Here is a 25,692-nt window from a genome sequence, read left to right as displayed (position 1 = left end):
TAATTTAACGGGGGTTGGTCTGCTGCGATCCGTTCAGACACCCGCTCGTTAATGCGGGTGTGTATTTCTCTTTTCAAGCGTTACATCACTAAAATGTTAAATTGCAGGCAGTGCCAAATTTCGTGTTGCTCTACATTTTCAAAGAAATTCATAATGATTTATGCGTTTCCTCTTACCAATGCCGTTACACCTGTGCGAGAGAGTTCACGAATACCGTATGGTTTGAGTAACTCTATCATAGCATCAATTTTGTCAGTATCTCCTACAACCTGTACCATCAGGCTACCAGGCCCGATATCGACAACAGCTGCTCTAAAGGTCTCGACAACACCCATAATTTCAGGTCGTTCGGAAGGTTCTGCTTTTACCTTAATTAGGGCAAGTTCACGAGCAACCATAGGTTTTAAACTGAAATCGACAACTTTGATGACATCAATGATTTTGTACAATTGTTTCTCAATTTGTTCCAATGTTTTATCATCACCGATGGTGACAATGACCATCCGGGACAAACCCGGCTCTTCCGATTGACCCACCGTAATACTCTCAATGTTGTAACCGCGTCGACCGAACAAACCCGATACCCGCTGAAGGACGCCCGGCTGATCGTTGACCAAAATCGAAATTGTATGTCTAATCATTTCTCAGCATCCCCCATCAGCATTTGATCGATTGTCGCTCCTTGTGGAACCATTGGATATACGTTTTCTTCCTTACGTACAACAAACTCTACAACGACTGGTCCCGGTGTGTCCAGTGCTTCTTGCCAAGCTCGCTCCGCTTCTTCCTTGTTCGTAGCGCGCAATCCTTTAACACCATAGGCTTCTGCCAATTTAACAAAATCAGGGCTACCCGCCAAATCAATGTGACTATAACGATTCTCATAGATGATCTCTTGCCACTGACGTACCATTCCAAGTACTTGGTTGTTAATAATAACAATTTTCACTGGAATGTTGTTAATTGCACAGATTGCAAGCTCTTGAGAACACATCTGCATACCACCATCACCGTTAATGGAGATAACCAGTCTGTCTGGATTCGCCATTTGAGCACCGATTGCTGAAGGGAATCCGAAGCCCATTGTTCCCAAACCACCTGAAGTTACCCAAGAACGCGGCTGATTGAATTTGTAATATTGAGCTGCCCACATCTGGTGCTGTCCAACATCCGTCGTTACAATTGCCTCGCCTTTCGTTGTATCGTTTAACAACTCTACAACCCATTGCGGTTTCAATTCTTCATCGGAATCAGTATAGCTGTAAGGCTTCTCTTGTTTCCATTGCTTGATCTGATCTCTCCATGCATCGGCACGCTCTGCACGCTGCACTTCTTTATTCGCAATTTCCAGCACGGTCTTCACATCACCAACAATTGGAATATCCGTTGCAATATTTTTACCAATTTCGGCTGGATCGATATCGATGTGTACAATTTTGGCGTGTGGCGCAAAACCGTCTAGTTTACCCGTTACCCGGTCATCGAAACGAGCTCCGATATTGATTAACAAATCGGATTGTTGAATAGCCAGATTCGAAGTATACGTACCATGCATACCTGGCATCCCTGTCCACAATTCGTGTCCACTTGGGAATGCGCCTAAGCCAAGTAAAGTTGTTGTAATCGGAATACCTGTCTTCTCAACGAATTCGAAGAGTGCTTCGTGTCCACCAGAGTAAACAACACCACCACCTGCGAGAATCATTGGACGCTCTGCCTCTTGAATGGCTTGTGCCAAGCGATCAACCTGCAGTTTGTTCGGTACAGTACGAGGATTATACCCTCTAAGCACAACTGGCTCAGTACTTGGCTCGAACAATGTTTTGTTAGCAGATACATCTTTCGGAATGTCGATCAGAACCGGGCCTTTACGACCTGTATTCGCGATGTGGAATGCCTCGTGAATGACACGTGGTAGATCCTTAACATCTTTTACCAGGTAACTGTGTTTCGTAATTGGCATTGTAATACCCGTGATGTCTGCTTCTTGGAAAGCATCCGAGCCGATCAGGCTGGAGACAACGTTACCTGTAATCACAACGAGAGGAACGGAGTCCATATACGCTGTCGCGATTCCAGTAACCAGATTGGTTGCTCCTGGTCCGGAAGTGGCGATACATACGCCTACCTTACCACTCGCACGTGCATATCCGTCAGCCGCATGAATGGCACCTTGTTCGTGACGAGTTAATACATGCTTGAAATCCTCGAAACCATACATTGCGTCATAGATATAAAGTACTGCACCCCCAGGGTAACCGAAGACACAATCTACACCTTCCAGCAACAAGCTTCTCAGCAAAATCTCGGAACCGCTAATGACCTCCGGCTTCATCCATTTTTCACGTAATTCATCTGTTGACCGTACTTCTGGAATTTGAGCACCCATTAGTCATCCTCCTCTCGAAATTCACACCATTCTGACATTAGAAGTTACAAAAAAAACCTTCCATCCCCTGCAAACAAGTTCATGCTTGCGAGGGACGAAAGGTTGTCGCTTCCGTGGTACCACCCAACTTTGTCCGAAATTTCGCAATAACGGACCTTACTAGGTACAAAAAACAATAGTCCTAACGGACATATCCGTTATCTATACCTGTTGTCTGTAACGCAGACATACGATTTTCCCTAATAACCAGTTGGAGTGACATCCAATGCTTTTCAGGAAAACAGCTCCGAGGTGAGCTCGTATATAAGGGATAATGGTGGTGGTTTCAGCAGATCCAGCCACTCTCTGAGCAAAAGAGCCCTTAAAACTTCGTCCTCTTCATAGCCGATGAAATATTCTCGTTAAATGTTAGGAACATTATATGATTCTACTGAGCGATAAGTCAATACCTGTTTTTGATAAAAATTTTAAACGCATTCACTTTTCATCATCAATGACTAATGTAACCCAAACCTACTACTCTCATTCAGTCACCTTTTATCTTACTCCAGGCATAGGATACACAAGCAGCATGACTGGTTTACGAGAGGAGGCTCCCTATGGTAATTCGGCAACGCAAATCTAAGCTGGATGACACTGCCATTATGAGACTGATTGATTCTCAACTTGTTCCCCTTTCTCATATGAGTGAAAGTGAAATCAATAAAATTCGCAAAGAAATACCCCTGCGAATGAACAGGGGCATGACCTTTGTTGTCTCATCAGAGCCTGACCAAGAAGCGGTCGCATTCATTCATTTTCTCATGCATGGTGAACTTCTATACGTAGATATGATGGCCGTTACCACGAAAGAGCAGCGAAAGCGTTACGGACAGAGCTTGTTACTCAAAGCTGAGCAATTCGCTGCATCAAGAGGCTGCAAAAGATCCAAGGTCATGGTCGATGAAGGAAACATCAAAGGTCTACAATTTTATCAAAAAAATGGCTATAGTACGATTCGCTATATTATGATTAGCCGTTGCTACGAAATGGAAAAAAGGATTGGATTACACTAAAAATGTGTGTTCAAAAAGGTCGGTTTTCAGTACCAAGAAAATGGGATGAAGATAGAAATGGAGTAGCGGAGCGTAGGCAAAACTACGTGAGCAATGGACATTTCGGCTGAATCCCATATTCGATGCTGAGATGCCGCTCGCGCATCCTTCGTAATCAAAAGCGGACTTTTTGAACAACCTCTAAAATGTGTAGTCTCTAGAAAAAACCTGGTGGACGTGGTCCTGGTCCATATGGTCCAAATCCAGAACCTGGTCCGTAGCCTGGACCACCACCATATCCTGGACCCGGTTTCGGGCCTGGTCCGTAGCCAGGGCCGTACCCAGGACCATAACCGCCTCCGAAACCTGGGCCTGGCCCGTAAGCATAAGGTAAAGTCGCGATAGCGAGCAGATCAAATAAAACAAGTGGCAGGATCGCCTTTGTACGTACCTTTTTCCCATCCATTCGCTTCAAAACCAATTTATTTCCCGACACTTTCAACAGCTTCCCAGTAACTCGGGTACCATCCTTTTTAACGGCAACAATATTTTTGCCTATGAATTTCATCGCCGCATGACGCGTAACATGTTGTTTCATACTTTTCCCTCCTCCTCGCATCGTTCAGAACAGTGTATTCGTCCATGACTCACTTCGCTTGTTTCTTTGTCCCTACCAGGAAATATGATTTCGAAGCCTAATCTAGAGTATTGGAGAACATGTTCTGTTACAAAAAAAGACCCGCAAAAGCGGATCTTTTCTTGCAATGCAATTTGAAGTTGTTTAACACATTGTAATTCTTTACCTTTTCCCTGGATCGTATGCCTCTCCGAGTGCAGACGGAGCAGAAGAACGCCCAACCGCTACAACAAGCACAATGATCGTGAGTAGATAAGGCAACATGAAAATAATTTCCTGGGGAATACTTTGAGACCAATCGAACAATTGCACATAGTTCCGAATCGCTTGTGAGAATCCGAAGAACAACGCTGCGATGAACGCACCAATCGGGTTCCACTTACCAAAGATCATTGCCGCAATTGCGATAAAGCCTTGTCCAGAAACTGTGTTATGTGAGAATGTTCCTGTCGTCGTTAGTGTAATGGCAGCTCCACCAATTGCTGCGAGCGCACCACTGATCATTACGCCGACATAACGATATCTTAATACCTTAACACCTACTGTATCTGCAGCACTTGGATGTTCCCCTACCGAACGCAGACGCAGACCAAATGGCGTTTTGTACATGATGTAATACGTCACAAATACAAACGCAATCGCCAGGTACGTCGTTGGATATACGTTCTTGAACAGAGCTTCTCCAAGCAAAGGAATATCTTGCAACAGAGGCACATTGAATTTGCTAAATCCTTGTACGAGCGGGGAATCCCCTGAACCTTCGAACAACAATTTTACCAAATACAGTGTGCTACCTGCCGCCAAAAAGTTAATTACGATACCACTAATAATTTGGTCAGCCTTAAACGTGATTGAAGCAACCGCATGGATAAGCGATACAACTACACCAAGTACAATGGCAAGGAGAACACCCATCCAAGCTGATGTTGTTCCATCCATACCTGCTTCTTGAGCATAGTGCGCACCAATCCCCGCTGCGAACGCTCCAAATACCATGAAACCTTCAAGACCCAGGTTTGTTACACCTGATTTCTCTGAGAAAATACCGCCCAAGGATGCAAAAATCAAAGCCGTGGCAAAGACAAGCGTCGTATTGATAATTTGCCCGATTGTCAACAAGTCCATCTACAACACCTTCTCTTTCTTGCGCTTGGAATAGAACGGTTTAAGTACCCAGCGCACGATGCCTTGTGCCGCAATGAAGAAGATAATCGAACCGATAACAATCCGAATAATCTCGGGTGGTACATCCGCGGCAAAGCTCATTCCCGCAGAACCGTAAGTGAGCGTACCGAACAGCAACGCACCTAGAAGTACACCAAATGGATGATTCAAACCAATCAAAGCAACCGCGATCCCATCAAAACCTGTTCCTGGTGAACCCGACATAACGGTTTGGTATTGGAATACACCTAGCACTTGGAATGCGCCACCTAAACCGGCCAGCATACCACTAATGAACATTGCTTTGACAATGTTACGGTTTACATGCATACCTGCATATTCAGCTGCATTCGGGTTGTATCCTACAGCACGAATTTCATATCCTTGTTTCGTTTTCCACATATAAATATAGAAGAGCACAGCCAGAACAATGGCAATTAACGTTCCCATGTGTACACGAGAGTTCCCCATTAACTCGGACAACCACGCGATACTGATGGAAGCCGATTCACCGATATTTTGTGAGCGGTTCTCTCCTGGTTGCAACAAGAACTGACGTACAATTAAGTTGGCCAAATACAGACCAATCCAGTTCAACATGATACTACTGATGACTTCATTTACGCCACGCTTAGCCTTCAAATAACCTGCAATAGCTGCCCACAGTCCACCAAATACTGCACCTGCGATCAGAGCCAGTGGAGCATGAATGTAGATCGGAAGTCCTGTGAATTTCACACCTACAAATGTTGCTGCTGTCATACCAACAAGGAATTGTCCTTCTCCCCCGATATTAAACAAACCAGCACGTGATGCGAAGGCAAAGGCAAGTCCAGTCATAATGAGCGGAGTCATCTCACGTACAGCTTCACCAAAGTTGTACATGTCTCCGAACACCTTTTTAAACAACGCACCATAAGCCTCAACTGGGTTATATCCACCAATCAGCATTACGATACCGCCCAGGATCAGACCCATAATAATCGCTACAACAGGTAAAATAAATGAATCACGGGTAAACCATTTTAATACGTTATTCATGCACTGTACCTCTCTTTTGGGTGCTGCCCGCCATCATCAAGCCGAGCTCCCTGTCATTGGTTTCTTCTGGCAGCACCTCGCCTACGATCTCTCCCTCATAAATGACAGCAATACGATCGGAGACATTAATAATTTCGTCCAATTCGAATGAAATCAGCAGCACTGCTTTCCCCTGATCACGCTGTGCAATCAACTGCTTCTGTACAAACTCAATCGCACCTACATCCAAACCACGAGTAGGCTGAGCAGCAATCAGCAGTTCTGGGTTTTTATCCACCTCACGGGCAATAATGGCCTTTTGTTGATTCCCTCCAGACAGGGAACGTGCTTTGGTCTCGATACTCGGTGTACGTACGTCAAAAGCCTCGACGAGTCGCTTCGCTTGCTTTTTAATCGCATCGAAGTTCAAGAAGCCTCTACGTGTGTATGGCGATTTATAATACGATTCCAGAACGATATTCTCGCTGACTGAAAAATCAAGAACAAGTCCGTGTTTGTGCCGATCCTCAGGGATATGAGCTACTCCTGATTCCGAGATCCGTCGTGGAGACAGATTAGCAAGTTCCTTACCTTGCAATTTAATCGAGCCACTCTCTATTTTGCGTAGTCCCGTAAGTGCTTCAATCAACTCACTCTGTCCGTTACCATCTACCCCAGCGATACCCACAATCTCTCCTGCACGCACATTGAGGTTGAGCTTATTAAGAACAGGCATGTCCTCTTTATTTCTAGCAGTCAACTGGCTAACTTCCAGAATGTTAGCACCTGGTGTAGCCGGTTTCTTATCGACTTTAAACGTGACATTACGTCCTACCATTTTTTCAGCTAGTTCATTCGGATTGGTCTCCGCAGTCTTCACTGAATCAATGACTTTACCACGACGAATAATCGTTACGGTATCGGAGATTTCCATAATTTCTTTCAGCTTGTGCGTGATCAAAATAATGGACTTACCTTCAGCTACGAGCTTTTTCATAATGATCATTAATTCTTTGATCTCTTGAGGCGTCAAGACAGCCGTAGGCTCGTCAAAAATCAGAATATCAGCACCGCGGTACAATGTTTTCACAATTTCTACCCGTTGCTGCATTCCGACCGAAATATCATGTATTTTGGCATGTGGATTTACTTTCAAGCCATATTGCTCAGATAGGCGCTGCACTTCTGCAGCAGCTTTTTTATAATTAATGTTGAGACCTTTTGTTGGCTCAGATCCCAAAATAATGTTCTCTGTTACCGTGAACGGCTGTACGAGCTTAAAGTGCTGATGCACCATACCGATTCCCAGATCGATGGCCTTATTCGGGCTATCGATGATAACCGGCTTGCCATTCACCTCAATGGAACCTTCATCCGGCTGATAGAGACCAAATACAATATTCATTAATGTTGATTTACCAGCGCCGTTTTCGCCCAGTAGAGCATGAATCTCGCCTTTACGAAGCTGAAGGCTGATGGCGTCGTTGGCAACAATGCCTGGAAAACGCTTCGTGATTTGTTTTAACTCAACGACGGGGGTTGCTGCACCCATGTAATCACCCTTATACCTGATATAGTGTGGTTCCACAAACGTAAGAAAAACGTCCAACGACGTTAATTAAGGAATAATAGCTGCCATTCAAACTGCGTTTTTTACTTGATAAACTTACTTCACTGAGCGTGTAAACCAGATGATTTTAGATATAGTACATGTCTCATGACAATCATAAGGCCGGTCAAGACCGGCCTCGATGACTATGCATTTATTTAGGCTTGAATCAATTACTCAGTAGGTACTTTGATTTCGCCGTTGATGATTTTTTCTTTGTACTCTTCAACTTTAGCAAGTGTATCAGCCGATACGTTAGCAGTAGAAGTGTCCGCGATACCTACACCGTTTTCTTTCAGTGTCAGGTTTTCAGAACCACCAGCGAATGTACCATCAACAACTTCTTGGTTTACGCGTTTAACCGCTTCGTCAACTTTTTTGATCATAGAAGTCAAAGTGATTTCATCGCCAAACTCAAGAGATTGGTCTTTGTCAACACCGATAACCCATACTTCTTGACCTTGTTTCTTACGAGCGCTTGCTTCGTTAAACACACCGTTACCAGTTGCGCCAGAAGCGTGGAAAATGATGTCTACGCCTTCGTTGTAAAGTGTTGCTGCTGCTGCTTTACCAAGGTCAGGTTTATCAAATGCACCTGTGTAGTTAGAAATGAATTGAGCGTCAGGGTTAACTGCTTTTACGCCTTCTCTGAATCCTACTTCAAACTTTTTGATCAGTGGGCTCTCCATACCGCCTACAAAACCAATTTTATTTGTTTTCGTTGTCAGACCTGCAACAACACCAACCAAGAAAGATCCTTCTTCTTCAGCAAAAGTTACAGACTTAACATTCGGAGAATCCACTACGCTGTCAATGATCGCGAGTTTGGAATCTGGGTTTTGATCAGCAACGGTTTTGATTGCATCAGCCAATTGGAAACCGATACCCCAAGTCAGGTCATATCCACCTTTAACGAATTCGTTCAAGTTAGGAATGTACTCTTCATCGGATTTACTTTGCAGGTATTTAACAGCTACACCTGTTTCAGTTTCAGTTGCTTGCAGAGCTTCCCAAGCGGATTGGTTAAAGGACTTATCGTTAACGCCACCTACGTCAGTTACCATACCAATTTGCAAATCGGATTTCGCTTCAGTAGCTTCGCCACCCGTAGTTCCTCCGGCATTTGTTTCTTCTTTTGGTTTGCTTCCGCAACCTGCGAGCATTACGGATACTGCCAGCAACATGACCAAAGACAAGCTGAGCATCTTCTTCATTTTCTTTAGTTCCCCCTTAATGATATATACCTAATTTCTACTCCGTTCCATATTGCTCGGAAGAACAGATGCCAAGCACGGTTTAGTTATGGAATGTATGCTTAATTCGACATATTAAACACATTCCACCCTTAACTTTACCGGATCATCTGTCGAAAAACCGAACATTATGACTAGAGAGAAAAATTTAGGACTTGCCTACTAGAGGTGATTATACATTTAACCAGTGTTAAAATCTAGATGTTTCATAACCAAAAAGCACTTATTTTTGCACTTTTATTGCTGAAAGCGCTTAAAAATTTAGCAGTTTAACACGCTAACGTTACAACGATGTGATGTTATATAACAAATATATTCCATATTGAGGATCATCAGCTAATAATAAGTCATTTTTATTTGCATTATTTAATGATTCGGGTTTTATGTACTACCATAATGCTCTCATACCCTTTACTGCCATTTTCAGTGTACCCTTCCTGACAGTTGTCTATTCTTCACGCAGAATCTGGCGTAAAAAAAGCCGCCATAGGTACGGCGGCTTGTATAAATATAATTTAGGCGTTGATTTTACCTTTAGCTACAGTAGCCAAAGAGTTGAACGCATTGATGTCGTTAACGGCCAGATCAGCCAACATTTTGCGGTTCATATCTACACCAGCAAGTTTCAAACCATGGATCAGTTTGTTGTAAGACAAACCATTCATACGTGCTGCAGCATTGATACGAACGATCCACAGTCTGCGGAAGTTACGTTTCGTGTTGCGACGGTCACGGTATGCGTATACCAGGGATTTCATTACTTGCTCGTTAGCTGTTTTAAAAATGCGGTGTTTGGAACCGAAATAACCTCTTGCCAGTTTCAAAACCTTTTTATGACGACGACGTACTACAAAACCGCCTTTGACTCTTGCCATATTAAAGAACCTCCCAAATAAATATTAAATGTATCCGTGGTATGTGTACGGCCGTAGCCGATCCCCCATACGGAATGTATTGTACTGAATTAGCCTTTGAGGTTAGCCAAACCTTGTTTCAAACGTCTTACGTCACCTGCAGCCATAACGGGGTTACCATTCAGAACGCGCTTAGCACGTTTTGATTTGTGGGAAAGCAAGTGGTTTTTGTGAGCTTTGTAACGAAGGACTTTACCGGAACCGGTAATTTTGAAGCGTCCTTTCAAACTGCTGTGTGTTTTCATTTTAGGCATTTTGTGTTTCCTCCTTCAATGTTATCAGGCTTTTGGAGCCAGAATCATGATCATACTGCGGCCTTCCAATTTCGGTTGACGTTCAATAGTGCAAAGTTCTTCAACTTCCACCTTAACACGCTCCAAAATCCGCTGACCAATGGCGGCATGTGCAATTTCACGTCCGCGATAACGAACAGAACATTTCACTTTGTCGCCCTCTTTCAAAAACTTAACTACATTACGAAGCTTCGTTTGATAATCATGCTCCTCAATATTGGAACGGAACCATACTTCTTTAATGTCAACAATTTTCTGGTTCTTACGGGCTTCTTTGTCTTTCTTTTGTTGCTCATAGCGGAATTTGCCATAGTCCATGATGCGACACACCGGCGGTTTAGCCTGTGGTGCCACATTGACCAGATCCAAGTTCAGATCAATCGCCATTTGTAGTGCTTCACGAATCGGCTTGATCCCAATTTGTTCTCCTTCAGCTCCGACAAGGCGTACTTCCTTCGCCCGAATCTCATCATTAATCATGTGATCTTTACTAATAACCGTCCACCTCCAGGTCATTTTCAATACTGTAATACAAAATTAAAAGGGATGCCGGTTAAACTACCGACATCCCTGTAATCAACACAATTCTTCATGAGTATACAACTTCATAAATTATTGGGATCGTTGACCAGCCAACAATTGTTGGTCAGGTGAGAAGTCGGACTTCTTCTTGTGATTCCATATCACTATTTGTTTAACGCACTTGAATACTATACCACCTGACGTAGTCATTGTCAACAACTTTACAATTTTAATTTAAAACCATTGTAAACCCGTCACTAACTACTCAAGTATAAGATATATGCATTACCCTTGTTTGCTCTGCACCTCATCCAAACGTACAACACGTGTATGTTGAGTGTGGCTCCATTGTTTGTTGTTCTGTGTAAAGAACGCATAGAACGTAATTGGGTACCAAGAGAGCAGGTAGATCGGGAACAACACCAGGTATAGATATACTTTGGCAAAAGTAACCTTCTCCAGCGCCATGGACAGCAAGAACGTCAAAATGTTCAAACCGATTGCTACAAATCCTACCCATAATGGGAAGTACCCATAGACATTGGCGATATTCGGGCCATTAAACACCGCTGTATCTACCCACATTACTGCTGTTAGCAAGAAGGTTAGCAATACTACGTATACGTTGGCACCATATACAGCAAGGTCGAATTTGACCAAGCTTCTTTCTTTGATACTTTGCCACAGCAACGGGAAGAAATATCTCCGCGCAACAGTAAAGTGACCTTGCATCCAACGAAGACGTTGTCTAGCTGAAGCTTTGAACGTCAACGGTTTCTCATCAAACACCTTAGCGTCATAGTTGAAGACCGGATAGACATTACGTTGCACACTACGCATCGTAAACTCTAGATCCTCTACCAAACTCGTTGCACCCCAACCAATTTCTTTTAGCAAATTCGTCTCGAAGCACATCCCTGTACCTCCAAGGAAATTCGCCATGTTCAGGTTGTAACGAGACAACTGCCACAGACGGTTAATGTACCAGTACGATACACCATAAGCTGCTGTAATCCAAGAATCTTCTGGATTCTTCGTATCAATGTAACCTTGGATCACGCGCGCTCCGTTGCAAAGGTCATTGTTCATCTCAAGCAAAAAATTACGATCTACCAGGTTATCCGCGTCAAACATAACAACCGCATCGTACTGACGTGGCAATTTCCACAGATATTTGAGCATCCACTCAATGGCATACCCTTTACCTCTGAGATCCGCATTTGTACGAACACATGCGTTCAATCCATGGTCTCTAACAATTTGAGCTGTTCCATCTGTACAGTTGTCACAGATAACAAATACATCGTACAGATCTTCTGGATAATCAAGTTCTTTCAAGTTTTCCATCAATGCACCAATGACCTGTTCCTCATTGTGCGCAGCGACCAGTACAGCAAATGACTTTGTCGCTGGATAATTTTTCTTTTTCTTTTTTTTATACAGACCGAACAGCGAAAACGTGAATTGGTACACAGCTAGCAGTGCAAGTAGCACCTGCAGCGTGACGAATATAGCGTCCAACATCGTTCTCTGTTACCCCCTTTTATTCAAACCCTTTACTAACTTACAAGCGTTTCTCTTCCTGCTTCTGCATCTTTATTTTTTTTGTTGTGCAGAATATGACCCTGTTCTTTTGAGTACTACGTGAGTGCTTTGAACAATGTTTCAAACTTGGCTAGAACCTAAATGGCTGCTTTATCGATTTTGGATTCTTTTTAGCCATTTGTCAAAACCGCAATTTCACTTCCTGAAGCAGAAATGTGAACATTAAACGCTAAATTGGCACTCCGCGATACTGTACACTTGCATTCATGCCAGTTATGTCTTATTTTCAGCCGTTTGCTTGTTTTTTATTTCTATAGTCCCTGCTTTTTTTCTAGGATACCTATATAGCTCCAGAGTCTACTTATCTAATTAACGCAAACCAAGCCCAAAAAGTTCAACAAAAGTTTAATATAAATCACACAATTCCTTACCTCATTTCAGCAGCATTGAATCATTGTATCTTTTTTGGCTCGTCCAAGTCAAAATGTTAAGTTGGGTTTCCATCCACTCTTTAACATGAATTTTACTTTCTTCACATGTCTTCTTCTTGAAAAGGACAACATTTAAAAATATGATAAACATATCCCTGAAATAACCTAGGTTTCTTAAAGTGTGTGTTCAAAAAGGACGCTTTTCAGTACCGAGAAGATGGGACGAAGATAGAAATGGAGTAGCGGAGCGTAGGAAAACTACGTGAGCAACTACATGTTTCCGAAGGAAACAAGCTTCGTAAGCATCCCGCTTATTTCGGCTGAATTCCATATTCGATGCTGCGATGCCATTAGGCATCCTTCGTAATCAAAAGTGGACTTTTTGAACTACCTCTAAAAACGGTTATATAGTAATCAGGACAAAAACCGGAACCAGAACTTACCCGGAAATACTGCCGCCGATTAGGGCGTGTCTGAACTCCGAAGGAAGCAGATATTGGCGAATTTTCGTTCTAAGCAAGGAAGTTTTCCGCTGACTTGCCTAGGCACGTCAAGAGAAATTGACGCAGCAGGGAGCGAAAGGGCGGTAAAAGATGCACTTCAGCATGTTTTGAGACACGTTCTGGGGCGGCCTGACTGGCAGGAGGCCAATATGAGCCGTTTATTTGTTAAGTTTCAAGAGTATGATCGAAATGTGTTTATGTGGATTAATGGTCGACTTCATAATCGTTTTATGAATTTTTGGCTCTATTATTTCACCCATCTGGGCGGGGCGACATCATCTATCGCCATTTCACTGTTGATATGGTTGCTCGCACCGGCTCCATGGAATACAACAGGACTTCAAGCCTGTGTAGCTCTAGCAGTTAGCCATATTCCCGTGGCGATCGCCAAGAAGCTGTATCCTCGTATACGGCCTTACCTTGCATTACCAGACACGATTACGTTTCGTAATCCTTTGACGGATCATTCATTCCCATCTGGACACACCACCGCGATCTTTTCGGTTACCGTGCCATTTATGACGATGGATCCATTTCTTCTGAGCGTATTATTGCCTGTAGCGCTTGTTGTCGGATTCTCCCGAATATACTTGGGGTTGCATTATCCTTCCGATGTCCTTGCTGGTGCTACAATCGGTACTTTGGTCGCACTCGCGACAGTTGCATTCTGGACTTAAAGTCGATATGTTAGACGTAGGAAAACCTAGCAGGAACAGGTGAATCAAGCGTGGAGAAAAAACGAGTATTACTATTATCAGAAGGTTTTGGTGCAGGACACACTCAAGCGGCTTACGCCCTTTCCAGCAGTTTGCGCAAACTTTCTACCGATGTGCAGACCAAAGTCCTTGAACTCGGAAGCTTCCTTAACCCCCGGGTTGCACCATTGATCATTACCGCATATAAAAAAACCGTTACCAACCAACCCAAGCTAGTCGGCTATGTATACAAACATCAATATAAAAAGTCTCTAAATCGATTGACTACTTTGGCACTACATAAGCTGTTCTATACTCATACACGCAGTATTGTTCGTCAGCTTCGTCCAAATGTCATCGTTTGTACACATCCCATTCCAAGTGCTGTGATATCCAGGTTGAAACGATTGGGCGTGCAAGTGCCACTGTGTACTGTAATTACCGATTATGATGCTCATGGTACCTGGATCAGCCCTGAGGTGGACTTATACCTCGTCTCTACAGATGAGGTAAAGTCCAAACTGATGCTGAGAGGTGTATCTGTAGACAAAATTCGAGTAACAGGCATACCCGTTCACCCTAACTTTTGGGAACACCCCGAACGTGAAGAGATCCAGAGCAGGTTCAATTTGAAAAATATGCCTACCGTATTAGTCATGGGTGGTGGTTGGGGAATGCTCAGTGATGAAGTTGTGAATCAGATGCTTACCCGTTGGCACAAGGATATTCAGCTCATTTTCTGCTTGGGGCGGAATGACAAAGTAAGAATCAGCATGGAACAGAATCCTATATATCAAAAAGAAAACATTCATATCATTGGATACACTAATGAGGTAGACAAACTAATGGAGGTTTCCGATCTGCTCATCACCAAGCCTGGTGGAATGACATGCAGTGAGGGTCTTGCCAAGGGTATTCCGATGTTATTTCATAATCCGATTCCAGGTCAGGAAGAAGAGAACGTTCATTATTTTACTTCTAGAGGGCTTGGAGAAGCGATCACTTCCCTAGATGTTGTGGTGAACTGGATGAATCGGCTGTTACATAAATACCCGGATATTGTCCGAAAACGTAAACGCCATTTGGCTCAGATTGCCAAGTATCATCCAACACAGAGTGCGCAGAGCATCATTGATCTATTAGAAATCCGTTCTTATCCATCCGATCAGTCAAGCGTTTAACGCTTCTAACAACTCATATACGAAAAAGGGTATCTTCGTTATGAAGGTACCCTTTCTTGTATGAGTTTAAAGGAGCAGAGCCAACGATTCCCATATCAAACACTTGATCATTGAATCCCAGCCGATTTCAGATATTCTTGCCACTGCTTCGTATATTCACTTTGGATTTTTTCAAGTCCAGCCTGCTGCGCCTTCTCCATAAATGTATTCAGTCCTGTCTCGACATCGGCTACTAAGCCTACGTTTAGCGGATAGAGATACTGTTTCTCCACTTGCTCCAATGCTGCCTTTTCAGCCTGATAAGGTGTCCAATCCTCTGCAAATCCAGTGAAAATATCTGGCTTCTTCATTTTGTCGAGTTCCTCGAACATGCTCAGGACATCGTCAAATGACTTGTCATACAGCATGAATTCTGGATTCCGCCATGCCCAGCCGTTCATACCCTCGCGCGGGAAGCCATTGGTCTGAGCATCGCCAATCATTTTGTAGTAACCATCCTGTACTTCAAAGTTTTTCCCCTCTACGCCATACTCAGTAAGCCAGTTGTATCGTTTATCCGTAACCAGCTTCTCATAAAATGCGAGTGCTCTTTCTGGATTTTTACTGCTACGCGGAATTGCGAAACCGTTATGAATCGGATGAACTGGTTGTGCAAACCCTTTCGCATTCGGGTATGGGAAATAACCCAACTTCCAATCAGGGTGTGTTGACTGGATCTTAATTACGTCAGCGTTGAATTTGTTCGGATTCTCTCCTGAGAGAATCACAGCCGCTTTGCCATTTTGCAGCAATGAATTAGAAGTGTCTTTCACATTCAGTACATTTTTCGGGAAAAATCCTTTGTCCATCCAGCGCTTGTAGGTTTTCAGATCTTCCAGGTGCTGCGCTGAACCCCAATAGGAAGCAACATTGGACGGTGAATCATACATGATATCCAGACCATAAGGTAGCTGACCAGCTGTATTAACAAGCTTAGCGTTCAATTGACGAATGCCATGCGTATGATTTGCATTGCTGTCTGCGATCGGTATCATATCCGGTTCATTCGCTTTGATTCCCTCAAGATACGCTTCAAGTGTCTCCATAGATTCAGGCTTAGGCAAATGATACTTCTCACGTAAATCTTCACGGTACGCAATACCTTCCGTTACATATTCAATCCATGTGGAAGGAACCGTATAGATTTTGTCATTGATTTTGACTGCATTCCACATATCCTCTGGTACATGAGCTTGCAGAGCCGGTGCAACCTTAGGCAGCATTTCATCTAGCGCAAGGAACGCACCTTTTTTCGCATAGGACTGGTAGAATGTCCAATCCGCCGTAAATATAAGGTCTATCGGTTGCCCCGAGGAGAGCAACAATTTATATTTTTGATCCCAGTCTGTCCAGGAGGTGTAATTGAATTTGACGTTGACGTTCAGTTCAGCCTCAGCCAATTTATTAATTTCTGATTCAATGGTCGGTAGGTCTTTCGGTGCATCTCCAAGCATGTAGAATTGCAAGGTTACTTTGTCTCCTTTGGAAGTTGAAGAGCCTCCCTCTGGACTACCTTGTGTCGATCCCCCCGAACCTGTGTTACATGCGGCCAGCACCCCAGCAAACATCATTAAGGCAATAATTAGAGACAGGTGCCGAAGAAATGTTTTGTTTCGCATATGCATCCTCCCTTTTTGTGTTGAAACGTATATGTTAGCGCAGATCCGATGTAGTACAGGGAAGTTCGGACTGCAACCACCCTGAAGCCATATCGGTTTCGCGTTCTAACCTTTAACCGCACCAATCGTCAGTCCTCTGACAAAATAACGTTGAACAAACGGATACAGGAACAAGATCGGTCCAGTTACGATAATCGCCATCGCCATCTTGGTTGATTCAGTGGGCACATCCTGACTCAGTGTAATCCCTGTTCCAATCGCCATCTGATCTATAAACGTAATCGTGTTCATCGTGTTGTATAGATAGAATTGCAATTGATACATATCCGGATTGTTAATAAATAGCGATGATGTAAACCAGTCGTTCCAGTATCCGAGTGCGAGGAAAAGCCCCACTGTGGCAATGCCGGGCATCGCCAAATTCAATACAACACTGAAGTAAATGCGGAAGTCATTCGCGCCATCAATTTTGGCAGACTCAATGAGCTCGTCAGGAACAGCGGATCGAATGAAATTTTTCATTAAAATGATGAGAAACGGTGTCATGAGCCCGGGGAAGATCAATACGGTGTACGTATCGGTCAAGTTAAAGTAATTCGCCAGCATGATGTACCAAGGTACAAGTCCTCCACCGAATAAGGTCGTAAAATAAATGAAGAAGGAGAAGGTATTCCGGTATTTAAAATCTTTGCGTTGTAATACAAACCCCGCCATGGTGATGAAGAATAGTCCAAGCGCTGTTCCTACAACGGTCGTAAATACAGTGACGCCATAGGCTTTGAGTACTTGTGTAGGGAATTTGAATACCATTTTGTAACCTTCAAGTGAGAAATCAGTGGGAAATAGATGGTATCCCTCCCTCACGATGGATTCATTACTGCTGAATGAACCAGACAGAATGAGTAGAAATGGCACCAAACAGATGATGGAAAGAAACAAAATAAAGGTGTACGCGATCACTTGAAAGAGCATCGTAAATTCCGAATCTCTGGAACGAGTATGCATAGTAGGTCTCCCTTCTGCCTATTGGGCGTTCTAGAACAATGCGTAATCCTCATTCACTTTGCGGATGATGTAATTGACTGTCATGATGAGAATAAAACCGAACAGGGATTGATAGAGGCCCGCAGCCGTCGCCATGCCAATATCAAAAGTCACCTTCAACGAGCGATATACGTAAGTGTCAATAATATCGGTGGCATTATACAGCACCCCGTTGTTTCCAATCAGTTGGTAAAAGAGATCAAATTGCCCCTTCATAATGCTTCCTAATGAGAAGAGCAGCAGAATAACAAACGTTGGTTTCAACATCGGAACCGTAATGTACCAGATCCGTTGAAAGATATTCGCTCCATCCATTCGGGCCGCTTCGTAGTATTCATCACTGATGCCTGTAATCGCAGCCAAATAGATAACCATGCTGTATCCGAGGTTCTTCCATAGATAGAAGATGATGATCAGGAACACCCAGATCCATGGCGTATTATAGATATCAACCGGCCCTGCCTCGAAGCGCTTCAGCACCGTATTCACAAAACCGGATTCATAGTTAAACATGTTGTAAGCGATTACGCTCAATAATACAAATGAAATGAAATACGGTAAAAACATAACGGATTGGGTCACTTTTTTGAACACTTTGCCCCTGATCTCACTGAGCATGATTGCGCAAAAGATAGCGAGTCCGTTCCCTAATATAATGAAAGCTAGATTGTAACCCACGGTATTAGTGGTCAGCTTCAGAAGCATTCCTGATTGCCAGAGAAACTTGAAGTTCTCCAAACCTACAAATGGGCTACCAAACAAACCACCTTCAAAGTCATACCTCGTAAACGCATAGTAGATGCCGACCATCGGAAAATACGAGTTAATCAGAAAAAAGATCAGTGTAGGCAGCAGCATGAGAAACATCATTTTGTTTTTATTCAATTCTTTGAGCATGGCTCGATCCCTCCCGAATTTCTTGACGGCGCTGGTGCGCTGTGGAGCTCTGGTTTTTATTGTAGGGGGCCCTATCGCTCTTGAATACTGAATCATCTGTCCGGAAAATGAACGATCTTGCTAAAGTGAATATGAACAATTCGAACGAACAGTGAAATGAACAGCTGAACGTTCACAAATGTTGATATCGTACATACGCTAGCCGTAGTGAACAATCAAGCGAAAGTTGAACTTTACGTTTTAGATTGACAGTCAAACTCCTTGTATAGCATTGATGTAAACGCATACATAATATATAATTTATTTTGCCAGCTCTGGCTGACTATGGACATCTGTGAAGGAACTTCACTCGTTCAAAACTACGCTTCACCTATCATATATACAGAAGAAATGGAGGGGAAAAGTAGTGCGTAAACGGTCGGAAGACAGCCAAAAAGTGTTTACACGAATTCTGGTTGGCATTATCATCAGCACGGTCGCTACCTTGCTAGTTGCTTCTGTCATTTTATACGCCAACTATAACCGCATTGCTCTTCGCCAAGTCTATCGTACCGATATGGATAGTCTCACACAGGCGAGTCGTGAAGTTTCCAAAATGACAGAGACTGCCAAATCATTGTCTTATCAGATTTATCAGGATTACACGATTTCTGCTCTACTCTTATACTCCAAACCGAGCATTTATGAGATAACTCCAGCCATGGAGCAGCTCGATAACTACCGCATGTCCCTTCCTTTTATTGAATCCATCTATGTATACAACTCCAAAAGTAATGAGTTCTTCATCAGTTCAGATGGCGTTCGTACTGGACAACAATCCATCTCTGACATTGACGATCACGGAATCACGGAGATTCTCCGGCAATTCCATGACTATAAACCCTTTGTCCCCATCCCACGTACATATCAGGTTGGCACAACGGAAGAAACCGAGGTTAACAGTTATACCTATTTGTGCTATGACACCATCAACGACAATGCCAAGCTGAATTATGCTGTCATTGTAAACATTAAGGATGACTGGCTCAGTCCCAACATCAATTCGGAGGATCAGCCTGGCAATACATTCATTATTAATGAAAAAGGACAACTATTGTCTGATTTTGGTGAACGTGCATTAATGAAGGATCTCTCTAATGAGTCGTTTATACAGCCTATTATGCAAAATGAAGCCCAGCCCGCATTCTTTACCGCAGAAGTGGATGGAGAGAAATCACTAATTACCTACACCTCTCCTGACAATCTAGGCTGGCGATATGTGCGAATCACACCTTACGATCTGATCACTACAGACATCCGGAAGATGAGAACCCATACCGTCCTATTCTGTCTTGGTCTATTGGTTGCTGGTGTGCTCTTGTCTTACCTTGTATCGCGCAAATTGTATCATCCTATTGATAAGGTTCTGGTGCGTATGCGTGTGATGGAAGCAGAGCGGCGAGGAAGCCTGCACATTCTCAGACAAGATTATTTGCGGGGAGCTCTCCAGAGACGCGAGACCTTTACGGGTGGTGTACTTGCCGAGCGATTGAAATTCTATGGTTCATCCTTAGACGTAAAGCGTAGCTCTCGACTTGTTTTGCTTCGAATCGATCACTTTGTCGATTTCTGTGATACCTATCGGGACGAGGTTAAGTTAGTTAAATACGCGATGATGAACATATGTACAGAAACGATTGAAACTACCCATCATTCCGAAGCCATAGATATGGGCGGGGATCTGATTACTCTAATTTTTAACGAGAAAGATTCGGGGGATCACTCAACGACTGCTGGAGAGCAAAAGATCGAGGAATTGCTGCTAATGCTACAGGATGCGGTCATGCTACATCTCAAATGCTCCATATCATTCACCATCGGGCCAGAAGAAAAGTCTCTTGAGGATTGCATCGCATCTTATGCAAGATCCGCAGAGGCTTCACTGCATCGACTATTTCATGGTTCTGGCTGTCTATTGTACACGTCAGACATCATGGCCTATCATGCTAAGGAGTATGCCTTCCCTGTTGGCAAGGAAAAACAGCTCATTGATTATTTGATGACAGGCAAAACAGAGGAAGCCAAACAGGTGTACACCACGATCGTAAATGAAACGGTGACGTATCCGTTCAATGTCTTTCAGCTAGCTCTCTCACATCTTACGATGACACTAAACCACGTTCGCAACACACTCAAAAAGAACAATCAACTGACGCTTAACTCTATCTCGGATGGGACGATGCTGCCTCTTCATGAGGCCGAGGATCTCAGTGAAGTACATGCTCACTTCTATCAACTGTTCGATGAATTAGGCTCCAAGGTGGAGGAGAAACGTACCCTTAAACATGATGAGCTGATCCGCCGAATAAACAGAATTATTGAACGGGATTACGCGGACACCAACCTCTGCGTGACTTCTATTGCAGAAGAGCTGACCATGTCTCCAATCTATATAAGTAGGCTCTATAAGCAACTAACGCTTAAAGGGTTAACTGATGTCATTAATGAAACTCGGATTGTGAAAGCTCAAACTCTATTAATGGAGACTGAGAACTCCATTGCTGATATTGCCGAGAAAACAGGCTTCACGAACAGCTCCTATTTTTATCGTATGTTCAAGAAGTTTAATGGAGTCACGCCTAATGATTATCGCCGCAAAGAATTACATTCGGAGCCCTGAAGAAGCAAAAAAGCGACACCTGAGGCTTTAACGCTCTCTGTGTCGCTTTGCTACTTATAGATAGATGCAGATCTATTATTCCTGCGATTCGCCAGTCTCTTCTGAAACTTCACGAACTTTATACTTGTCCAAACGCATTTGCTGATATTCACGCAAAGCCTCTTCACCAACAACGACTTCAACCCGGTGAATATTCATACCTTTGCCCATGAACTTCTGCTCATACTCGGTCATCACATGTTCCTCATTCAATCCATCACGGTGCAAGTTCAAAGAGATATTTGTCATTTGCAGGCCAAAGTCAGCAATGGCATTGAGTGAGAAATCAAACAACGTCTCCGAATCTGTCTTGAAGTGAATTTGTCCTTTAGTATTAAGCAGTTCTTTATATTTTTTCAAGAAACGTGGATGTGTCAAACGACGACGTGCATGCTTCGCTTTTGGCCAAGGATCACTGAAGTTTAGATAAATACGTTCCAGTTCCTCTGGTTCAAATACATCCTCAATTTGTTCAATATTGGCGAGCGCTAGCTTCAGGTTAGGTGGTGTCTCCACTTCTGCCTGGCTCCACGCATTGCGAGCTTTCTCACTAGCACGACGAACGAGCTCATCGTACATATCAATTCCGATAAAGTTAAACTCCGGATATTTATAGCTCATTTGGCTAATAAATTGCCCTTTGCCCATACCGAATTCTACAAAGATCGGATGGTCATTACCAAACAGTTCAGACCATTTTCCTTTGTGCTGGTTGGGTTCCAGAACTACAAGATCAACCTGCTCCTCCAGATTTTCTCGGATTCCTTTTCTACCACGTAAACGCATTTTATTCCTCCGTTTATCCATACTTGTCTCAGCTTCATTTTGCCGAAGAACGGACCAATTGTAAAGAGCAATGAAAAAGGAATCTTCGGAATTGCCACTAGTGGCAATTTTCAAAGATTCCCTCTTCGATTTATTTGGAATTGGGGTCCAACTACTTTAATAGTTCATAGTCTACCTTATCTTGGTGCGAAAAATCAAATGTCTTTTCAAAAGCGTCGCGAACTTTTTGTCTTGCAGCCGCTTTCACTTTCGGATTTCCATTAAAACGAACACCTGTCAAAGCCAGTGCCTCTTCAGCCGTCAGTTCTACAGAAACATGATGAAGATCATTGTTTTTAACTTGGGAATTCATTCATATCACCTCACGGTATAGTATGATCCATGACGTCAACATTAATTCAAATGCTATGATGAATACTGCCCATTAGATGGTGTCTGACGTTGATTTAAATATAACATAAGGTGTTAACTATAGCAAGAAGAAAACCGCGATTTTCCGGCCTATTTTTGCATCTGCATTCCCTTTTTTTTGCGTTTTTTGATACAATGGTAAAAGTCCATGAGAACGCAAATTTTGCCGTTTTTTGTTCTTTTTCACGAATGCATTACGGCATGCGTTTCATTAATAAACGAACAACCGAAGGAGTTCCTGAAGAGATGAATGCACCTGCCCTACCCAGCCCTCTTTCCTGGGGAGATAAACGATTCCATACCTGGAATTATGAGATGAGAAATGAATTTGATAACAAGGTGTTCAAAGTCATGCTGGATGCGGGATTTACTTGCCCGAACCGTGATGGCTCAATAGCCAAAGGTGGCTGCACATTTTGCAGTGCTCGAGGATCTGGCGATTTTGCGGGCAGTCGTCGCCACGACTTGGTTACACAATTTAATACCATTCGTGATAAACAGCATTTGAAGTGGCCCACTGCCCATTATATTGGTTATTTTCAGGCGTATACCAACACATATGCACCCGTTGAAGAACTTCGGGAGTACTACGAAGAGATTCTAAAACAACCTGGTGTTGTGGGTTTGTCCATTGCGACAAGACCTGATTGCTTACCAGATGACGTTATTGAGTATCTGGCTGAGCTAAATGAACGAACCTACCTGTGGATTGAAATGGGGCTGCAAACAGTTCATGAATCCACTTCTACTCTTATTAATCGCGCACATGATACGAAGTGTTATGAGGATGCCGTGGCGAAGCTGCGTAAACACAACATTCGGGTCTGTACTCATATCATCTATGGCTTGCCTCAAGAAACACACGAGATGATGCTGGATACCGGTCGTGCCGTAGCGAATATGGACGTTCAGGGGATCAAGATCCATTTACTGCACCTCATGCGCAAAACACCGATGGTGAAGCAATATGAAGCTGGTTTACTCCGCTTCCTTGAACAAGATGAGTACATTAAGCTGATTGTAGATACACTTGAGTTTCTACCGCCAGAAATGATCGTTCATCGCCTTACTGGTGATGCACCGCGAGACCTGCTCATCGGTCCAATGTGGTCGCTGAATAAATGGGAAGTGCTGAACTCCATTGATCGTGAATTGAGACAACGTGATACGTGGCAAGGCAAGTATTGGAGGGGAGCATAAGATGGGGTTTCTATCGGTTCTAAGCTGTGCGCATCAATGGATTACAGCACGTGTGCAACCTGGAGACCTCGCCATCGATGCAACCGTAGGGACAGGCGCAGATACGTTATTCCTCGCACAACAGGTGGGCAGACGTGGTCAAGTTATTGGTTTCGACATCCAGAGTGAAGCTCTCACTCTTGCCCAAGCTCGGATTCGTAAACAAGAGGACGGTGCCAAACTCGGCTCTATTTCACTATTACAGCTAAGCCATGACCGCATGGTTGAAGCTGTTCCGGAAGACTGGCAAGGTGCAGTTGGAGCCGTTATGTTCAACCTTGGATACTTGCCTGCGGAAGGTGCAGATGCTTCCATTATTACGGCAACCGAGAGTACGCTTAATGCATTAGAGGCTGCTCTAGCATTACTGCGTCCAAAGGGGATTATTACCGTTGTGCTGTACCCTGGACATGAAGGTGGCTCCCAAGAGGCTGAGGCTGTAACGAAATGGGCTTCTGCTTTACCTGTCACGGAAGCACAAGTCATGCTCTACCGGCAATTACAACGTGATACCTCTCCCTTCTTAATCGGAATCGAGAAGAAGTAATTTCCTTACTTGTCCAAATACGTTACGATAGACATACTGTAAGCACCATCTGCTGAACACAATTCAACAATATCAGTGCGAGTTCAAAACCCACTAATACGTTGTTATCTGTTCGCATTGGTCGCTTATACTACATAACCTGCAACCGTATACATGTAGGTGTCGAACCGGTTATAGGTTGATTAATTCATTCCACCATTTCATATACTAAAGGAGAGACTACAATGACTAATCCATATCCACTGCAATTTCAACCTGAATTCAAAGAACGTGTCTGGGGCGGCCGTGCACTTGAGAATTTTGGCCTCACGCCACCTGAAGGTCATATCGGAGAAGGCTGGATGATTGCAGATCACCCTAACGGAACAACAAAAGTATTGAATGGTGCACTTGCTGGCAAAGGTCTGGATGAAGTGCGTGAACAGCTCGGTACGTCTTGGTTAGGAACAAAAGGTGTATCTGAAAAGGGAGGACGCTTCCCTCTCCTTATTAAGCTTCTAGACTGTAATGATGATCTCTCTGTACAGGTTCACCCTACGGATGATTACGAGGCACTCCCTCCCGGTGAACTCGGCAAAACGGAAATGTGGTATGTACTTGATGCGAAACCAGGCGCACATATCATTTATGGATTAAATGAAGGCGTTGATCGTAACGTCCTTAAAGAAGCGCTTGAAAATGGAACGGTGATGGACACATTGCGCCAAGTACCTGTAGAAGCAGGAGATACTTTCTTTATCCCTGCCGGAACGGTTCACGCGCTGTGTGCAGGTGTTGTTGTGGCTGAAATACAGCAGAATTCAGATACAACTTACCGAATTTATGACTATAACCGCCCAGGTCTGGATGGTAAACCTCGCGAGTTGCATGTTGAGGACTCCCTTAATGTCACTGCCTATGAAGGCGCTGGTGCCACAACGATGAAAACGAACAACGCAATCTCAGGTGAATGGCTGAAGCTGGCGGAATGCCCATATTTCGTCGTTGAAAAAGGAGTCGTATCTAAGCCTTGGCAGCTCACTACAAACGCTGAAAGTTTTACCATTCTAGTTGTGTGTGAAGGTAACGGAACTTTAGCATGGGACAACGGCTCGTCCGAAAAAATTGAATTAAAAGCAGGTCAATGCTATCTATTGCCTGCCAACCTGGGTACATATACATTAGACGGGAATACCACTGTTCTTCGCTCTTACCTGCCTTAACTTTTCTGAGGTGTATGGAA

Annotated in this window: 23 protein-coding genes; 7 read left to right on the top strand and 16 right to left on the bottom strand. The window is 43.6% G+C overall.

From position 1 onward, the window contains the following. Positions 1-158: 158 nt before the first annotated feature. Complete coding sequence (gene ilvN / locus J2T19_RS10845; RefSeq protein ID WP_128101061.1) at positions 159-641, bottom strand: acetolactate synthase small subunit; 483 nt, start codon at positions 639-641, stop codon at positions 159-161. After that, on the bottom strand, positions 638-2,389 hold the full coding sequence (gene ilvB / locus J2T19_RS10840; RefSeq protein ID WP_056698665.1) for a biosynthetic-type acetolactate synthase large subunit: 1,752 nt from the start codon (positions 2,387-2,389) through the stop codon (positions 638-640). Before ilvB ends, ilvN begins: the two co-directional genes overlap by 4 nt. 599 nt (positions 2,390-2,988) lie before the next feature. On the opposite strand from ilvB, the gene J2T19_RS10835 reads away from it, so the two are divergent. After that, positions 2,989-3,444, top strand: a complete 456-nt coding sequence (locus J2T19_RS10835; protein ID WP_145047993.1) for a GNAT family N-acetyltransferase — start codon at positions 2,989-2,991, stop codon at positions 3,442-3,444. 196 nt (positions 3,445-3,640) lie between these two features. Here J2T19_RS10835 and J2T19_RS10830 read toward each other — a convergent pair whose 3' ends face one another. The 9 genes from J2T19_RS10830 to J2T19_RS10790 all read right to left on the bottom strand — a co-directional run bounded on the left by J2T19_RS10830 (position 3,641) and on the right by J2T19_RS10790 (position 12,359). Further along, positions 3,641-4,021: a hypothetical protein gene (locus tag J2T19_RS10830; protein WP_307215548.1), complete on the bottom strand. Its 381-nt coding sequence runs from the start codon at positions 4,019-4,021 to the stop codon at positions 3,641-3,643. 201 nt (positions 4,022-4,222) lie between these two features. After that, positions 4,223-5,185, bottom strand: coding sequence for an ABC transporter permease (locus J2T19_RS10825; protein ID WP_128101057.1), 963 nt, complete (start codon positions 5,183-5,185; stop codon positions 4,223-4,225). After that, positions 5,186-6,265, bottom strand: a complete 1,080-nt coding sequence (locus tag J2T19_RS10820) for an ABC transporter permease (RefSeq protein WP_307215546.1) — start codon at positions 6,263-6,265, stop codon at positions 5,186-5,188. Next, a complete protein-coding gene (locus tag J2T19_RS10815; RefSeq protein ID WP_128101056.1) occupies positions 6,258-7,796 on the bottom strand; it encodes an ABC transporter ATP-binding protein in 1,539 nt (512 codons plus the stop codon). Before J2T19_RS10815 ends, J2T19_RS10820 begins: the two co-directional genes overlap by 8 nt. A gap of 230 nt (positions 7,797-8,026) precedes the next feature. Beyond that, positions 8,027-9,067: a BMP family lipoprotein gene (locus J2T19_RS10810; protein ID WP_307215543.1), complete on the bottom strand. Its 1,041-nt coding sequence runs from the start codon at positions 9,065-9,067 to the stop codon at positions 8,027-8,029. A gap of 554 nt (positions 9,068-9,621) precedes the next feature. Beyond that, complete coding sequence (gene rplT / locus J2T19_RS10805) at positions 9,622-9,981, bottom strand: 50S ribosomal protein L20 (RefSeq protein WP_017689664.1); 360 nt, start codon at positions 9,979-9,981, stop codon at positions 9,622-9,624. 89 nt (positions 9,982-10,070) lie between these two features. Further along, positions 10,071-10,274 (bottom strand): 50S ribosomal protein L35, encoded by a 204-nt coding sequence (gene rpmI / locus J2T19_RS10800; RefSeq protein WP_017689665.1) that lies wholly within the window; start codon positions 10,272-10,274, stop codon positions 10,071-10,073. Positions 10,275-10,298: 24 nt separating this feature from the next. Beyond that, on the bottom strand, positions 10,299-10,793 hold the full coding sequence (gene infC / locus J2T19_RS10795) for a translation initiation factor IF-3 (RefSeq protein WP_145048133.1): 495 nt from the start codon (positions 10,791-10,793) through the stop codon (positions 10,299-10,301). Positions 10,794-11,120: 327 nt separating this feature from the next. Beyond that, positions 11,121-12,359 (bottom strand): glycosyltransferase family 2 protein, encoded by a 1,239-nt coding sequence (locus J2T19_RS10790; protein WP_307215541.1) that lies wholly within the window; start codon positions 12,357-12,359, stop codon positions 11,121-11,123. Positions 12,360-13,463: 1,104 nt separating this feature from the next. Here J2T19_RS10790 and J2T19_RS10785 point away from each other — a divergent pair. Then, on the top strand, positions 13,464-13,991 hold the full coding sequence (locus tag J2T19_RS10785; RefSeq protein ID WP_056698698.1) for a phosphatase PAP2 family protein: 528 nt from the start codon (positions 13,464-13,466) through the stop codon (positions 13,989-13,991). Between the two features lie 50 nt (positions 13,992-14,041). Further along, positions 14,042-15,190 (top strand): MGDG synthase family glycosyltransferase, encoded by a 1,149-nt coding sequence (locus J2T19_RS10780; RefSeq protein WP_307215538.1) that lies wholly within the window; start codon positions 14,042-14,044, stop codon positions 15,188-15,190. Positions 15,191-15,297: 107 nt separating this feature from the next. Here J2T19_RS10780 and J2T19_RS10775 read toward each other — a convergent pair whose 3' ends face one another. From J2T19_RS10775 to J2T19_RS10765, 3 genes are all read right to left on the bottom strand, one after another. Beyond that, positions 15,298-16,854: an ABC transporter substrate-binding protein gene (locus J2T19_RS10775; protein WP_370874858.1), complete on the bottom strand. Its 1,557-nt coding sequence runs from the start codon at positions 16,852-16,854 to the stop codon at positions 15,298-15,300. A gap of 99 nt (positions 16,855-16,953) precedes the next feature. Then, positions 16,954-17,853, bottom strand: a complete 900-nt coding sequence (locus tag J2T19_RS10770) for a carbohydrate ABC transporter permease (RefSeq protein WP_307215534.1) — start codon at positions 17,851-17,853, stop codon at positions 16,954-16,956. A gap of 30 nt (positions 17,854-17,883) precedes the next feature. Beyond that, positions 17,884-18,789 carry an ABC transporter permease gene (locus J2T19_RS10765; protein WP_307215531.1) on the bottom strand — a complete coding sequence of 302 codons (906 nt, stop codon included), beginning with the start codon at positions 18,787-18,789 and terminating at the stop codon, positions 17,884-17,886. Between the two features lie 406 nt (positions 18,790-19,195). On the opposite strand from J2T19_RS10765, the gene J2T19_RS10760 reads away from it, so the two are divergent. After that, entirely contained in the window at positions 19,196-21,448 is a 2,253-nt protein-coding gene (locus J2T19_RS10760; protein WP_307215529.1) for an AraC family transcriptional regulator, read from the top strand. A 75-nt stretch (positions 21,449-21,523) separates the two neighbouring features. Here J2T19_RS10760 and trmB read toward each other — a convergent pair whose 3' ends face one another. Together trmB and J2T19_RS10750 are read right to left on the bottom strand one after the other, a co-directional pair. Further along, positions 21,524-22,273: a tRNA (guanosine(46)-N7)-methyltransferase TrmB gene (gene trmB / locus J2T19_RS10755; protein WP_307215945.1), complete on the bottom strand. Its 750-nt coding sequence runs from the start codon at positions 22,271-22,273 to the stop codon at positions 21,524-21,526. Positions 22,274-22,424: 151 nt separating this feature from the next. Beyond that, a complete protein-coding gene (locus J2T19_RS10750) occupies positions 22,425-22,625 on the bottom strand; it encodes a hypothetical protein (protein WP_062320234.1) in 201 nt (66 codons plus the stop codon). A 305-nt stretch (positions 22,626-22,930) separates the two neighbouring features. Here J2T19_RS10750 and mnmL point away from each other — a divergent pair, with 305 nt between their 5' ends. From mnmL to J2T19_RS10735, 3 genes are all read left to right on the top strand, one after another. Continuing rightward, positions 22,931-23,884: a tRNA modification radical SAM protein MnmL/YtqA gene (gene mnmL / locus J2T19_RS10745; protein WP_056698715.1), complete on the top strand. Its 954-nt coding sequence runs from the start codon at positions 22,931-22,933 to the stop codon at positions 23,882-23,884. A gap of 1 nt (position 23,885) precedes the next feature. After that, on the top strand, positions 23,886-24,470 hold the full coding sequence (gene mnmM / locus J2T19_RS10740) for a tRNA 5-(aminomethyl)-2-thiouridylate-methyltransferase MnmM (protein ID WP_307215525.1): 585 nt from the start codon (positions 23,886-23,888) through the stop codon (positions 24,468-24,470). Between the two features lie 224 nt (positions 24,471-24,694). Next, positions 24,695-25,672: a type I phosphomannose isomerase catalytic subunit gene (locus J2T19_RS10735; protein WP_307215523.1), complete on the top strand. Its 978-nt coding sequence runs from the start codon at positions 24,695-24,697 to the stop codon at positions 25,670-25,672. The last annotated feature ends 20 nt before the right edge of the window (positions 25,673-25,692 follow it).

Origin of the sequence: Paenibacillus tundrae (assembly GCF_030812775.1) — a bacterium.
GTDB classification, from domain to species: domain Bacteria; phylum Bacillota; class Bacilli; order Paenibacillales; family Paenibacillaceae; genus Paenibacillus; species Paenibacillus tundrae_A.
This window is presented reverse-complemented; position numbering and strand designations above follow the sequence as displayed.